The following is a 14148-nucleotide window of genomic DNA, read 5'->3' on the forward strand; positions in this document are numbered from 1 at the left end:
TCAGCTCAACCACCCCTTGCGGCGGAAATACACCAGCGGGATCGCCGCCGACACCGCCATCAGCGCAATCGCCCACGGATACCCGGCGCCCCAGTCGAGTTCCGGCATGAACTTGAAGTTCATGCCGTAGATGCTGGCGATCAGCGTGGGCGGCATCAGCGCCACCGACACCACCGAGAACAGCTTGATGATCTTGTTCTGGTTGATGTTGATGAAACCGACGGTGGCGTCCATCAGGAAGTTGATCTTGTCGAACAGGAACGCGGTGTGGTTCTCGATCGAGTCGATGTCGCGCAGGATCTGGCGCGCCTCGTCCTGCTGCTCGGCCGACAACAGCTGGCTGCGCATCAGGAAGGACACCGCGCGGCGCGTGTCCATCACGTTGCGGCGGATGCGTCCGTTCAGGTCTTCCTCGCGCGCGATGGTTTCCAGCACGTCGGCCGCGGCGGCATCGGTCACGTTCTCGGCCAGCACGCGGCGGCTGGCTTCTTCCAGGCGCTCGTAGATTTCCTCGATCGAGTCGGCCGAGTATTCGGCGTCGGTCGCGTACAGGTCCATCAGCACGTCCTTGGCGTTGCGCACCGAGCCCGGGCGCATGCGCGCGCGCAGCCGCACCAGGCGGAACACCGGCAGGTCTTCGTCGTGGATGGAGAACAGCACGTCCTTGGTCAGCACGAAGGCGACGCGCACGTTGCGCGACACCTCTTCCTCGTCGAGCAGGAAGTCGGTGCGGATATGGATATTCTCGTCCTCGCCCTCGAAATAACGCGCGGACGCTTCCAGGTCGCCCAGGTCTTCCAGTTCGGGAAGGGCGACGCCATAGGCTTCCTTGATCCAGTTCAGTTCCTCGTCGTCGGGATTGACGACATCGATCCAGATCGGCTTGTGCTGCAGCAGCTCATTGCGCTCGTCGACCTGCTCCTGGGCAAGCCGGCCTTTTTGCAGGACGAACAGGTTGATCATCCCCGGGATTCCTTATTGCTGATTGCGACGAAAAACAAAGACAAGCGCGAAGACAAGCGCAGGCGGCTCGCCGCATTCCCAGGTATTGCGTCATGCCCCGTCATGGCCGCGCGGCATGCCGCGCAAGGCCGGGCCACGGGCAAGCGTGATCGCGCTGTGCCGCGGCTGCGCGCGGCAGGCGGACAAGGCGATGGCGTTTGCCTGGGTTGGCTGGCTAGCCGGGAGAGGGAAGATCCGCCACGGTGGGCGCGCATGGAGGCGCCGCCGGTGGCACGGAAAGACACTCGCCCGCAGTTCTGACTGCGGGCAAGGCCGACGAAGCGCGGAGCCGGGTGCTCCGGGCGGGTCGTCGTTACGCAGCCCGCAGTGACATGGCATTCGCAGAGGTCGCAGCGTTGCCGCGCCAACTCGAACACCCGATGCTACTGCCCACGTAATTTCTCCGGGATTGTGATGGCCGCGAGTGTAGCCCAACGGAGGGTGGCTTGTTAAGTGAAATCTCCGCGAACGGCGCGCGCCGTTGCCGGCTCGCGACCCGCCATGCACCGCGGGCGTCAGCCGGCCACGCCGCGCAGCCGGCGCCACAGCAGCGGCGCCAGCATCACCGAGGACAGCGCCAGGAACATCAGCACGATCGCGGCGTAGTCCTGCCAGTGCGGCTGCTCGCCCAGCATCCACATCCCGGAAAACACCCCGACCACCGGGATGAACATGATCGACAGGCTCGACACCACCGGCGGCAGGCTGCGCGCCAGCCCGAACCAGACCAGGTGGCAGAAGGCGAAGACCACCACCGCGTTGTAGGCGATCGCGGCCCATTCGATCGCGGTGGGCATGCGCCAGCCGTCTTCCAGCAGCAGCGAGCCCAGCGCCAGGAAGGGCAGCGTCACCGCCAGCATCCAGAAGGTCATGGCGCCGATCGGCACGTCGGTCCGGGTACGCTTCATCAGCTGGGTGCCGAAGCCCCAGCCGGCCGCGGCCAGCAGCATCAGCAGCGTACCGGCCGGGCTGCCGGTCAGCGCGGCGAGCTCGCCCGACAGCAGCAGCACCGTGCCCGCCAGCGCGCAGGCGATGCCCAGCCACGCCCATGCGCCGATGCGCTCGCGGAAGAACACCAGGCCCCAGACCACCGCCCAGATCGGCATGGTGTAGCCCAGGATGGCGGCGCGGCCCGACGACAGCATCTTGACCGCGCAGATCGCAAACAGGTGCCAGATCACCATGTTGGGCAGCGCCAGCCGGAATACCGTGCCCCATTCGCGCCGCGGCACCGCCAGCGAATCGCCGCGCAGCCGCAGCGCCAGGCCCAGCGCAACCAGCCCGCCGGCCATGCACAGCAGGCGGAAGCCCAGCGCCGGGAAATGCGCCACGCCGACCTTCATGATGGGCCAGTTGATGCCCCAGGCGAGCGTCAGCACCACAAGCAGGAAGAGACCACGGCGATCGAGAGACATGACGGGACGCGGCTGTGCGGGATGCCGCGCTTTGTTTTGAGAGGAAGCGCAAAACGATAGCACGCAGCGGGTAAAATTGCCGAAAGCGACATATGCTGCAGGGATGAACGGTTTTCACGCCGCTGCGGCCAACCGCGCCGGCCGAGTTCTTCGGCCAACGATGGCTTCACGATGAGACGCCGGCGCCACCAGGACATTCCGAGTACCCATGACTTTCACCGAGCAGCTTGCTGCCGCCTGGCAGCGCAACGATTCCCTCCTGTGCGTCGGGCTCGATCCTGATCCGCACAAGCTTCCTCTGTCCCTGACCGGGGCCGGCGGCGCCATCTTCTCGTTCTGCCGCGAGATCGTCGACGCCACCGCCGACCTGGTCTGCGCCTTCAAGCCTCAGATCGCCTACTTCCATTCGCAGCGCGCCGAAGACCAGCTCGAGCAGCTGATCCACTATATCCATGATGCCCACCCCGGCATCCCGGTGATCCTCGACGCCAAGCGCGGCGACATCGGCTCGACCGCCGAGCACTATGCACTGGAAGCCTTCGAGCGCTACAAGGCCGATGCGGTCACGGTCAGCCCGTACATGGGCTTCGACTCGATGCAGCCCTATCTCGCCTACCCGGGCCGCGGCGTGATCGTGCTGTGCCGCACCTCCAATCCGGGCGGTTCCGACGTGCAGTTCCTGCAGGTCGACGGCAAGCCGCTGTACCAGCTGGTGGCCGAGGCCGCGCGCGAGCGCTGGAACACCACCGGCCAGATGGGCCTGGTGGTCGGCGCGACCTTCCCCAACGAGATCGCGCGGGTGCGCCAGATCGTCGGCGACATGCCGCTGCTGATTCCCGGCATCGGCGCCCAGGGCGGCGATATCGAAGCCACGGTGAAGGCCGGGCGCACCGCCGACGGCACCGGCATGATGATCAACTCTTCGCGCGCCATCCTGTACGCCAGCCGCGAGAAAGACTTCGCCGCGGCCGCGCGCAACGTCGCGCTGCAGACGCGCGAGACCATCAACCGCTACCGCCACGGCTGACCGCCGCACGCGGAACGATAAAAAAACCGCGCCTGCTGGCGCGGTTTTTCGTTTGAGCGGCTTGCGGCGGCAGCGGCTTCAGGCCTCGTTGCGCAGCAACTCCACCAGGCCCCGCATCGCGTGCTCGGCCGCCTGGCGCCGGATCTGCGCGCGGTCGCCGGGAAAGCGCTGGGTTTCGACGATGGTGGTGATGCGGTTGCTCCAGCCAAAGCACACCATGCCCACGGGCTTTTCCGGCGTGCCGCCGTTGGGGCCGGCGACCCCGGTGATCGACAGCGAAACCTGCGCGCGGCTGTTCAGCAGCGCCCCTTCCGCCATCGCGCGCGCGACCTCTTCGCTGACCGCGCCGTGATCGCGGATCAGCTTGGCCGGCACCCCCAGCATGGTCGACTTGGCCTCGTTGGAATACGTGACGAAGCCGCGCTCGAACCAGCCCGACGAGCCCGACACGTCGGTAATGGCGGCGGCGACCAGGCCGCCGGTGCAGGATTCGGCGGTGGCCAGCATCAGGGATTTGTCGGCTAGGGCGACGCCGGCCTGGATGGCGAGCTGGTCGAGCAGGCGGCTGACGGACATGATGGGTGCAAAGGTTGTGTTGGGAATCAGTCTGGCGTTGGCCGCTCAGAACGAGCGCCACAGGGCAAACACCAGCAGCGTGTAGAACGCCGCGAAGATGTCGTCGAACATCACGCCGAAGCCGCCGCGCAGGCCCGGGCCTTTCAAACTGCGGTCATAGTGGCCGATCGGCGCGGGCTTGGCGATATCGAACAGCCGGAACCACAGGAACGCGGCGAACTGCCCCCAGAAGCCGGTCGGCATGACAAAGGCCAGCACCAGCCAGAAGGCTACGATCTCGTCCCAGACCATGCTGCCGTGGTCGTGCACGCCCATGGCGCGCGCGGTGCGGGCGCACGCCCACAGGCCCAGAACGAAGCCGCCGGCGATGATCCACAGCCAGGCGGCGGGCTCGATCCACAGTGAAATCACCACGAACGAGAGCCAGGCGTAGAGCGTGCCGACGGTGCCGGGACCGACCGGAGACAGGCCCGAGCCGAAGCCGAAGGCGATCAGGTGCGCCGGATGCGCCAGCATGAAGCGCGCGCTCGGGCGCGTGACCTTGACGGTCTGGCCGGCTTCCAGGGTCAGGGCGGGGTCGCGCGGCGCGGCCCCGGGAGGGAAGGTGGGCATCAAAGTTGGCTCGTGTGATGCAGATACGGCTTATGGTTATGGCCGGCTTGCGCTGCGATGCGTGCGGGACTCCCTTGCCCGCGCAGGCGCCGATGCCGGCATCATGACATGCCTGTGGCCGGGTGTCAGGGGGCAGCGAAATGGTCGAAGCTGGCGCCCTCGTAGCGGGTCGGGTTGCCGGCGCGGTCGACCAGCCGCAGGCCCGGCTCGGGCGTGATCGCGCCGACACGCGTCAGCGGCAGCGCCAGGCGCTCGCCGATTGCCGCAATGGCGTCGCGCTGGCCGGCCAGTGCGGTGAAACACAGTTCATAGTCGTCACCGCCCGCCAGCACGCATTCGCGCTGGATAGCCTCGGGCTGGCCGGCCAGCACGGCCGAGCGGGGCAGGGCATCGACGTCGACCAGCGCGCCGACCTGCGAACGCGACAGGATATGGCCGAGATCGCCGACCAGGCCGTCGGAGATGTCCAGTGCCGCATGCGCCACGCCCCGCAGGGCCATGCCCAGCGCCACGCGCGGCGTGGGCGTGTCCATGCGCGGCCTCACCTGGCTGAATTCGGGTTCGGGCAGCAGCCATTCGCCGCGGCAGTCGCCCAGCGCCAGGCGCGCGTCGCCCAGGGTGCCGGAGATCCAGATATCGTCGCCGGCGCGGGCCGCGTCGCGGCGCAGCGCCGCGCGCAGCGGCACGTCGCCGAATACCGTCAGCGACAGCGTCAGCGGGCCGCGCGTGGTGTCGCCGCCCACCAGTTCGCAGCCATGTTCGTCGGCCAGCGCCAGCATGCCGCCCGCCAGTTCGGCGAGCCAATCGGGCTCGGCCTCCGGCAAGGCCAGCGCCAGCGTAAAGGCGCGCGGCTCGGCACCCATGGCGGCAAGGTCCGACAGGTTTACGGCCAGCGCCTTGTGGCCGAGCGCGCGCGGCGCCACGTCGGGGAAGAAATGGCGGCCGCTGACCAGCATGTCGGTGCTGATGGCGAGATGATGGCCGGGACGGCCCTCGATCAGTGCGCAGTCGTCGCCCACGCCGAGCGCAGCCTTGCGCACCGGCCGCGTGAAATAGCGGCGGATCAGGTCGAATTCGGAAAGCTGGGCGGGCTGGGCGTTGGGCATGGATCGACGACGTGCCCGAGACGGGCGGTGAAGTGACGGCGGGGTTTTGCAGCAGATCGGCGGGACATGCCCGTAAATCCAGCAGCGGCGCGGGCCTCAGCATGAGTGCACGTCGCGCGTTTCAGCAAGATACTGCCGCGCATCACAGCCATGACCGCCATGCGCTGCGCCGCTTTGCCGGCTGGGCGCTACGCCTGCTGGTGTTGCCCGGGAGGATGGGGCATATTGTACCGAATCGCAAAGGTGCCCCAAGCAAAACGCTTATTGTGAAATAGTTTTTCACTATATAAAATGCTGGGTTCCAAAGGAAGAGAAGGGCGGACGCGTGGAGCCGGTCCGCCGATCGTCCCCGCCTTGTCAATGACGGCTCCACCGATTGGAAGATGCGCCGATGACCAGCCCACAGTCCCCGTCCCAAGACGATCTGAAACAGCAGCAGCGCGAGGCGCTGCGCAAAGCGGCGCTCGAGTATCACGAGTTTCCCACTCCCGGCAAGATCTCGGTCACGCCGACCAAGCCGCTGTCGAACCAGCGCGACCTGGCCCTGGCATATTCGCCCGGCGTGGCCGCAGCCTGTGAAGAAATCGTTTCCGATCCGGCCAATTCGTTCCGCTACACCGCACGCGGCAACCTGGTCGCGGTGATCACCAACGGCACCGCCGTGCTGGGCCTGGGCGACATTGGCGCCGCGGCCTCCAAGCCGGTGATGGAAGGCAAGGGCGGGCTGTTCAAGAAGTTTGCCGGTATCGACGTGTTCGATATCGAGATCGACGAAAAGGACCCGGAAAAGCTGGTCCAGATCATCGCCGCGCTCGAGCCCACCTTCGGCGGCATCAACCTGGAAGACATCAAGGCACCGGAGTGCTTCTACGTCGAGCGCAAGCTGCGCGAGAAGATGAAGATTCCCGTCTTCCACGACGACCAGCACGGCACCGCCATCGTGGTCGCCGCCGCCATCATCAACGGCCTGAAGGTGGTCGGCAAGGATATCGCCAAGGTCAAGCTGGTGGCTTCCGGCGCCGGCGCGGCGGCGCTGGCCTGCCTGGACCTGCTGGTCGACATCGGCCTGCCGATCGAAAACATCTGGGTGACCGACCTGGCCGGCGTGGTCTACGAGGGCCGCACCGAGCTGATGGACCCGGAAAAGGCCCGCTTCTCGCAAAAGACCGACAAGCGCAAGCTGGGCGAAGTGATCGACGGCGCCGACATTTTCCTGGGCCTGTCCGCGGCGGGCGTGCTGAAGCAGGACATGGTCCAGCGCATGGCCGACAAGCCGCTGGTGCTGGCGCTGGCCAACCCGAATCCGGAAATCGCGCCGGAACTGGTCAAGGAAGTGCGTCCGGACGCGGTGATGGCCACCGGCCGTACCGACTACCCGAACCAGGTCAACAACGTCCTGTGCTTCCCGTTTATCTTCCGCGGCGCGCTGGACTGCGGTGCCACCACCATCACGCGCGAGATGGAGATCGCCGCGGCCAATGCGCTGGCCGAACTGGCGCGCCAGGAGCAGAGCGACATCGTTGCCACCGCCTACGGCATCCAGGACCTGTCGTTCGGGCCCGAATACCTGATTCCGAAGCCGTTCGACCCGCGCCTGATCGTCAAGGTGGCGCCGGCGGTGGCGGAAGCCGCGATGAAGTCCGGCGTGGCCGCGCGCCCGATCGAGGACATGGACGCGTACCGCCTGCAGCTGCAGCAGTTCGTGTACCACTCCGGCACGGTGATGAAGCCGATCTATGCCGCCGCGCGCAAGGTCGAGATGGACAAGAAGCGCATCGTCTTCGCCGAGGGCGAGGAAGAGCGCGTGCTGCGCGCGGTGCAGGTGATCGTCGACGAAAAGCTGGCCAACCCGATCCTGATCGGCCGCCCCGCCGTGCTGCAGCACCGCATCGAGCGCTTCGGCCTGCGCCTGCGCGCCGGCGTGGACTTTACCGTGGTCAACCCGGAACACGACGAGCGCTTCCGCGATTATTCCGACGCCTACTACCGCATGATGGCGCGCCAGGGCATCACGCCCCAGTACGCCAAGCTGGAAATGCGCCGCCGCACCACGCTGATCGGCGCGATGCTGGTGCACAAGGGCGAGGCCGACGGCATGATCTGCGGCACCGTCAGCAACACCGCGGCGCACCTGCGCTATATCGACCAGGTGCTGGGCGGCACCAACAAGGTCTATGCGGCGATGAACGGCCTGGTGCTGCCGGGTCGCCAGATCTTCCTGGTAGACACCCATGTCAACGTCGACCCGAGCGCGGAGGAACTGGCCGCGATCACGCTGATGGCCGCCGAAGAGCTGAAGCGCTTCGGTATCGAACCCAAGGTCGGCCTGCTGTCGCATTCGAACTTCGGCTCGTCCGAGGCGCCGTCGGCGCGCAAGATGCGCGAAACCCTGGCGATCCTGCGCGAGCAGGCGCCCGAGCTTGAGATCGACGGCGAAATGCACGGCGACTGCGCGCTCGACCAGAAGCTGCGCGACCAGCTGGTGCCGGACGGCACGCTCAAGGGTGAGGCCAACCTGCTGGTGTGCCCGAATATCGACGCGGCCAATATCTCGTACAACCTGCTCAAGGTTGCCGCGGGCAACAACGTCGCGATCGGTCCGATCCTGCTGGGCGTGAAGGCGCCGGTCCACATCCTGACGCCGTCGGCAACGGTGCGCCGCATCGTCAACATGACGTCGCTGGTGGTGGTAGACGCCGCTGCCAAGCGCTAAGCCGATTGACCTGGCCCGGAGCGGGCCAAGGTACGAAAAGCCGGGTTCGCCCGGCTTTTTTTATCGCCTCGCAATGGTGGTTAGTATGCGCACACATACGCTTAACATATTGAAACAATTGAAGAAATTGCGCTGCGACAGGGGCGGGATTGATTAATTGCGTGCATGCGCGTAACCTTACGCCTTTGATACAGGCGCTCGCCATGAGCGCCCCGGTGCGGCCGGCATTCCTCGCGCGATGCTTCACGCAGCGCAGAGGGGCAGGCCAGGGTGGCCCGGCCAGATCGTCTACCCAACCAGCGGCAGGCTCGATTTCCGGTTCAACCAAGACAAGCAACGTGGGTTTCCAAGTTTCTCCGATGCGGCAGGCAACGCGCATGCTGGCCCGGTCCCTGACCGGCGCGGCGCTGGTGCTGGCCCTGGCGCAGCCGACGCTGGCGCGCCAGGCGCAGACCGAAGGGCTGGGAACCATTGCAGTGCAGCAGTTGCCCAACGAAGCGCGGCAGACCCTGGAGCGCATCGAAGCCGGCGGCCCCTTCCCGTATGACAAGGACGGCTCGCGATTCGGCAACTACGAACGCATCCTGCCGCAAAGAGAACGCGGTTATTACCGCGAATACACGGTCAAGAGCGCCAGGAGCCGGAACCGGGGAGCCAAGCGGATCGTCTGCGGCGGGGAACAGCGCGCTGCCAACGATTGTTACTACACGGAAGACCACTACAACAGCTTCAAACGGATACTCAAATGATGACTGACATTTTCGGACTGGGCGACGCCCTTGCCGCCCGCGAAGAGCGCGGCGCCGGAGATGGCTGGCAGCGGGCTCAGCAGCAGGCCCAGAACCTATACGACAACGTGCTGATGATGCCGAGCCAGGAGCTCATGCAAAAACTCCCGCCCGCGACCGCGCCCGTGGCCATGCCCGCCGGTCCCGGTTGGAACGACGGCACCAGCGAGGGGGCCATGAACCTGTTCAAGACGGTGCGCCCGAACATCGTCCAGTCGATCCGCGCCTTCCGCGTGCCGGAACTGGCCCAGGCCGCGGCCGATCTCGGCCAGCATTTCCTCTATGCCAATTGCGCGCATTGCGCGAGCAAGGCGGAGATCCTGGAAACGATCGCCACCTCGTTCACCTTTCCCAAGCATTTCGGCAAGAATTTCGACGCGCTGGCCGACTGCCTGACCGACATGATCTACAAGGCCGGCCCGCAGCCGGGTTTCGTGATCGTGCTGGAGGGCCTGCCGATCGCGCAGAAGTTCGACAAGGAAGCGCGCGAAGTGCTGCTCGACGTGTTCCGCGACGCCGCCGAGTTCTGGGGCGAGCGCAAGGTGCAGTTCCGCGTGTTCTATTCGTTCGCCTGAGCGCGCCGGCTGCCGTGCCGCGGCATACCAAGCAAAAAGCCCGCTGATGCGGGCTTTTTGCTTGTCAGCGCCAGGTGCGGCGCCTATTCCTGCGCCGGCACATGGCCATGCGGCGTGAGCCGGTCGATCAGTTCCGGCAGGCCTTCGCTCAGCTGCGCCGCGACGTCGTCCTGCGACATGCCGGTGCTCTGCGCCAGCGACTGCAGCGCGCCGGTGTCGTTCAGCGCATCGCTCAATGCCGACGGCGTGACCGGCTGGTTGGGGCCGCTGCTGATCCATGAGTCGACCTGTTCGCCGAGCCCGGCCTGCGCCAGGATCTGCTGCAGCGCGCCGATGCCGCCCGCGGCCGCGCCGAGCGCCTGGCTGTTGGCCGGCGCGCCGCCCTGGCCGCCCAGCAGGCCGCCGAGCAGCGAGCCCAGGTCGAGCCCGCCCGTAGCGCCGCCCGGCGCGGTGCCGGCGCCGCCGCCGAGCATGCCGCCCAGCAGCCCGCCGAGGCTGCCCAGCCCGCCCAGCCCATCATCGGCCGCGGGCGCGTCGCCGGCGGCATCGCTGCCTTGCGCGCGCCGGCGCATGGCCAGCGTTGCCAGCAGGCCCAGCGCCATCATCAGCTTGGGGTCGAGCCCGCCGGCCTGGCCGTTCTCTGCGCGCGCGCCGCCGAGCTGCCCGAGCACACCGCCCAGCACGCTATCGACTAGTCCCATGGTCGACTCCTTTCAGTCAGGGGTTGCAAGGTGACACCGGGCCGGGGCGGCCCTGTCGTCAGAATCCGCCCAGCAAGGCGTTCAGGGTTGCCAGGCACGCGAGCCCGGCGGTTTCCGTGCGCAGGATGCGCGGGCCGAGCGACACGCCGGTGAACCCCGCCTGCAGCGCGGCCTGTTCTTCTTCGGGGGCCAGCCCGCCTTCGGGGCCGATCAGCAGAGTGACGCCATCGGCCAGCAAGGCCTCGCGTCGTTCTGCCACCAGCGCCGGCAGCGCTTGCGCGGCACGCGGCGACACCAGCAGCCTGGTGCCGCCGTTGGCGGACCGGTCTGCGCGCGCCAGCCACGTATCCAAGTTAGTGACCTCCGCCACTGCCGGCAAACGATTTCGGCCGCATTGCTCGCAGGCGGCCTGGACCAGCGCCTGCCAGTGCGCCTGGCGCTTCTGCGCGCGCTCGCCGGACAGGCGCACCACCGAGCGGCTGGCCTGCAGCGGCTGGATCGCCGCGACGCCAAGTTCGACGGCTTTCTCGATCAGCCAGTCCATCTTGTCGCCGCCGGCCAGGCCCTGTGCCAGCGTAACGCGGAAGGGCGGCTCGGCCTCGGCGGCGTCGTGCGCGCCGATGCGCGCCAGCGCGTGGCGCTTGCCGAGTTCGACCAGCGTGGCGGCGTGGCTGCCGCCGCGGCCGTCGAACAGGGTGATGGCGTCGCCCGGCGCCAGGCGCAGCACCTGCGCGTGGCGCACCACCGGCTCGGGCAGCGGGAAATCGGACTCGGCGGCCAGTACGGTGTCGGTGCCGCCGACAAAAAATCGTGGCGCCATCAGCTTTCCTGGCTTGCCTGGCCTGCCTGGCCTGCCTGGTTGGCCTGGGCCAGCGGCTTGCCGAAGCCCCAGCGGTAGCCGTCGGGATCCTCGACCATGCAGTAGCGGTCGCCCCAGAACTGGTCGGCCGGCGCCATCAGGCTGACCGCGCCGGCATCGACCGCGCGCTGGTGCATGGCGTCGACATCGTCGCAATAGACATAGAAGGTCTGCGGGCACTCGACGCCCAGCGAGCGCGGCGTGCGCGCGGTGCTGCCCCACGCGCCCTCGGGCGCGAACATCACCACCAGTTGGCCCTGGTAGTGCATCTCGGCGTGGGTGGGAACGCCGTTCTCGTCGACCACGTTGCCGGGGGTGAAGCCGAAGGCGCGGCCATAGAAATCCAGCGCGGCGCGGCCATTGGCGACGGTCAGGTAGGGGGTGAGCCAGGGGGTGTTGGCCGGTCTGGTCATGATCGTCTCCTGATTGCGGGAAACCCGGCGCGGCGGCGTGCCGCGCGGTGCGAGAGTGCATCTTACGCGTGCCGCGCTAGGCTGTCGAAGTGCCGCGCGGCCGCGCGGGCAGCGGCGCCGGGGTGAAGCATCAGGCATGCCGGGGCCCGGATGGTTCCCATTGCGGCATGCGGCGGCGCGGGCGGCCTGCGATGATCGCCCGGACTCGGCCGGCGGGGCGTCCGGGAGTCCGGAAAACCCCCTAGCTTCTGCTAAAATTGCGGTTTTCCTGCCGCCAAGGCTTACGCCGAATCCGCCCGCATGTCCGCCCTTGCCCATCCCGCCACAAGTCCTTTTGCTTCCCAGCCCGCCAAGCTGATGGCCGATGCCATCCGCGTGCTTGCCATGGACGCCGTCCAGCAGGCCAATTCCGGCCACCCCGGTGCGCCGATGGGCATGGCAGACATCGCCGTGGCGCTGTGGGGCCGGCACCTGAAGCACAACCCGAGCAACCCGCAGTGGGCCGACCGCGATCGCTTCGTGCTGTCCAACGGCCACGGCTCGATGCTGATCTACGCGCTGCTGCACCTGACCGGCTATGACCTGCCGATCGAAGAGCTGAAGAACTTCCGCCAGCTGCACAGCAAGACCGCCGGCCACCCGGAATACGGCATCACCCCGGGCGTGGAAACCACCACCGGCCCGCTCGGCCAGGGCATCACCAACGCGGTCGGCATGGCGCTGGCTGAACGCCTGCTGGGCGAGGAATTCAACCGCCCGGGCTTCGACATCGTCGACCACTACACCTATGTGTTCCTGGGCGACGGTTGCCTGATGGAAGGCATCTCGCACGAGGCCTGCTCGCTGGCCGGCACGCTCAAGCTGAACAAGCTGATTGCGCTGTGGGATGACAACGGCATCTCGATCGACGGCGACGTGGTGCACTGGTTCAACGACGACACGCCGAAGCGCTTCGAAGCCTACGGCTGGAACGTGATCCGCGGCATCGACGGCCACGACGTCACCGCCGTGGACCTGGCAATTTCGCAGGCCAAGGCCAGCGACAAGCCCACCCTGATCTGCTGCCGCACCAAGATCGGCAAGGGCGCGCCCAACAAGGAAGGCGGCCACGACGTGCACGGCGCCCCGCTGGGCGGCGCCGAGGTACTGGCCACGCGCGAGGCACTGGGCTGGGCCCACGCCCCGTTCGAAGTGCCGGCCGAGGTCTACGACGCCTGGGACGCCAAGGCCAACGGCCAGGCGCTGGAGCGTGCCTGGAACGCGCTGTTCGAATCGTATGCCGAGCGCCACCCGTACGAGGCCGGCGAATTCACCCGCCGCATGAAGGGCGAACTGCCTGGCGCGTTCGACGCTGCCGTCGAAGCCTTCATCGCCAAGTGCGAGGAAAAAGCCGAGACCATCGCCACCCGCAAGGCCAGCCAGAACACCATCGAAGCCTTCGGACCGGTGCTGCCCGAGTTCCTCGGGGGCTCGGCCGACCTGACCGGCTCGAACCTGACCAACTGGTCGGGCAGCAAGGCCGTGCGCGTCGATGCCTGGGGCAACCACATCAACTACGGCGTGCGCGAGTTCGGCATGAGCGCGATCATGAACGGCATCACGCTGCATGGCGGTTACATTCCCTACGGCGCGACCTTCCTGACGTTCTCGGACTACAGCCGCAATGCGCTGCGCATGGCGGCGCTGATGAAGATCCGCTCGCTGTTCGTGTTCACCCATGACTCGATCGGCCTGGGCGAAGACGGCCCGACGCACCAGTCGATCGAGCACGTCGCCAGCCTGCGCCTGATCCCCAACATGGACGTCTGGCGTACCGCCGACACCACCGAGACCGCCGTGGCCTGGGCCGAGGCGATCCGCCGCGAGAACGGCCCCAGCTGCCTGATCTTCAGCCGCCAGAACCTGCCGTTCCAGCAGCGCGACGACGCCACCCGCGCCAATATCGCGCGCGGCGGCTACGTGCTGCGCGACAGCGTCAACACCAGCACCGGCCGCCCGGACGCCGTGATCCTGGCCACCGGTTCCGAAGTGGGCCTGGCCGTCGGTGCCGCCGATGCACTGGCCGCCGAAGGCGTGCACGTGCGCGTGGTGTCGGTTCCCGCGACCACCGTGTTCGACAAGCAGGACACCGCCTACAAGGCCAGCGTGCTGCCGGCCGGTGTGCCGCGCGTGGCGGTCGAGGCCGGCGTGACGGACTTCTGGTGGAAGTACCAGGTCCAGGCGGTGGTGGGCATCGACACCTTTGGTGAATCGGCCCCGGCCGGCGTGCTGTTCAAGCACTTCGGCTTTACCGTCGAGAACGTGGTCCGTACGGTGAAGGACACCCTTATCTAAGCATCCGGGCGCTGGAGCCGCGCGGTG

13 protein-coding genes are annotated in these 14148 nt (G+C 67.4%); 5 read left to right on the forward strand and 8 right to left on the reverse strand.

Annotated elements, in window-relative coordinates; all coding sequences use genetic code 11:
• Together corA and A3AG_RS0115670 are read right to left on the reverse strand one after the other, a co-directional pair.
• On the reverse strand, positions 1–963 hold the full coding sequence (gene corA, locus A3AG_RS0115665) for a magnesium/cobalt transporter CorA (RefSeq protein WP_018006324.1): 963 nt from the start codon (positions 961–963) through the stop codon (positions 1–3).
• Between the two features lie 554 nt (positions 964–1517).
• Entirely contained in the window at positions 1518–2417 is a 900-nt protein-coding gene (locus A3AG_RS0115670) for a DMT family transporter (RefSeq protein ID WP_018006325.1), read from the reverse strand.
• 208 nt (positions 2418–2625) lie between these two features.
• Here A3AG_RS0115670 and pyrF point away from each other — a divergent pair, with 208 nt between their 5' ends.
• Positions 2626–3444 (forward strand): orotidine-5'-phosphate decarboxylase, encoded by an 819-nt coding sequence (gene pyrF / locus A3AG_RS0115675; protein ID WP_018006326.1) that lies wholly within the window; start codon positions 2626–2628, stop codon positions 3442–3444.
• 78 nt (positions 3445–3522) lie between these two features.
• Here pyrF and A3AG_RS0115680 read toward each other — a convergent pair whose 3' ends face one another.
• The 3 genes from A3AG_RS0115680 to thiL all read right to left on the reverse strand — a co-directional run bounded on the left by A3AG_RS0115680 (position 3523) and on the right by thiL (position 5738).
• The gene (locus A3AG_RS0115680; RefSeq protein ID WP_012353857.1) at positions 3523–4020 is read right to left on the reverse strand and encodes a CinA family protein; all 498 of its coding nucleotides are present in this window, start codon (positions 4018–4020) and stop codon (positions 3523–3525) included.
• Between the two features lie 45 nt (positions 4021–4065).
• The gene (locus tag A3AG_RS0115685; protein WP_018006327.1) at positions 4066–4632 is read right to left on the reverse strand and encodes a phosphatidylglycerophosphatase A family protein; all 567 of its coding nucleotides are present in this window, start codon (positions 4630–4632) and stop codon (positions 4066–4068) included.
• A 125-nt stretch (positions 4633–4757) separates the two neighbouring features.
• Positions 4758–5738: a thiamine-phosphate kinase gene (gene thiL / locus A3AG_RS0115690; protein ID WP_018006328.1), complete on the reverse strand. Its 981-nt coding sequence runs from the start codon at positions 5736–5738 to the stop codon at positions 4758–4760.
• 391 nt (positions 5739–6129) lie between these two features.
• On the opposite strand from thiL, the gene A3AG_RS0115695 reads away from it, so the two are divergent.
• The 3 genes from A3AG_RS0115695 to A3AG_RS0115705 all read left to right on the forward strand — a co-directional run bounded on the left by A3AG_RS0115695 (position 6130) and on the right by A3AG_RS0115705 (position 9814).
• Complete coding sequence (locus A3AG_RS0115695; RefSeq protein WP_018006329.1) at positions 6130–8451, forward strand: NADP-dependent malic enzyme; 2322 nt, start codon at positions 6130–6132, stop codon at positions 8449–8451.
• Positions 8452–8828: 377 nt separating this feature from the next.
• Positions 8829–9200: a guanyl-specific ribonuclease gene (locus tag A3AG_RS0115700; RefSeq protein WP_012353853.1), complete on the forward strand. Its 372-nt coding sequence runs from the start codon at positions 8829–8831 to the stop codon at positions 9198–9200.
• A complete protein-coding gene (locus A3AG_RS0115705; RefSeq protein ID WP_018006331.1) occupies positions 9197–9814 on the forward strand; it encodes a barstar family protein in 618 nt (205 codons plus the stop codon). The genes A3AG_RS0115700 and A3AG_RS0115705 overlap by 4 nt, the downstream gene beginning before the upstream one ends.
• Positions 9815–9897: 83 nt before the next feature.
• Here the strand turns inward: A3AG_RS0115705 and A3AG_RS0115710 are convergent, their stop codons facing one another.
• The 3 genes from A3AG_RS0115710 to A3AG_RS0115720 are packed head-to-tail and all read right to left on the reverse strand — an operon-like array spanning position 9898 to position 11787.
• Positions 9898–10515: a YidB family protein gene (locus tag A3AG_RS0115710; protein WP_018006332.1), complete on the reverse strand. Its 618-nt coding sequence runs from the start codon at positions 10513–10515 to the stop codon at positions 9898–9900.
• Between the two features lie 58 nt (positions 10516–10573).
• Positions 10574–11335 (reverse strand): 16S rRNA (uracil(1498)-N(3))-methyltransferase, encoded by a 762-nt coding sequence (locus A3AG_RS0115715; RefSeq protein ID WP_018006333.1) that lies wholly within the window; start codon positions 11333–11335, stop codon positions 10574–10576.
• A complete protein-coding gene (locus tag A3AG_RS0115720; RefSeq protein WP_018006334.1) occupies positions 11335–11787 on the reverse strand; it encodes a VOC family protein in 453 nt (150 codons plus the stop codon). Before A3AG_RS0115720 ends, A3AG_RS0115715 begins: the two co-directional genes overlap by 1 nt.
• A 300-nt stretch (positions 11788–12087) precedes the next feature.
• Here A3AG_RS0115720 and tkt point away from each other — a divergent pair, with 300 nt between their 5' ends.
• Positions 12088–14121 (forward strand): transketolase, encoded by a 2034-nt coding sequence (gene tkt / locus A3AG_RS0115725; protein ID WP_018006335.1) that lies wholly within the window; start codon positions 12088–12090, stop codon positions 14119–14121.
• Positions 14122–14148: the final 27 nt, after the last annotated feature.

The organism is Cupriavidus neocaledonicus (assembly GCF_000372525.1).
Lineage (GTDB): Bacteria > Pseudomonadota > Gammaproteobacteria > Burkholderiales > Burkholderiaceae > Cupriavidus > Cupriavidus neocaledonicus.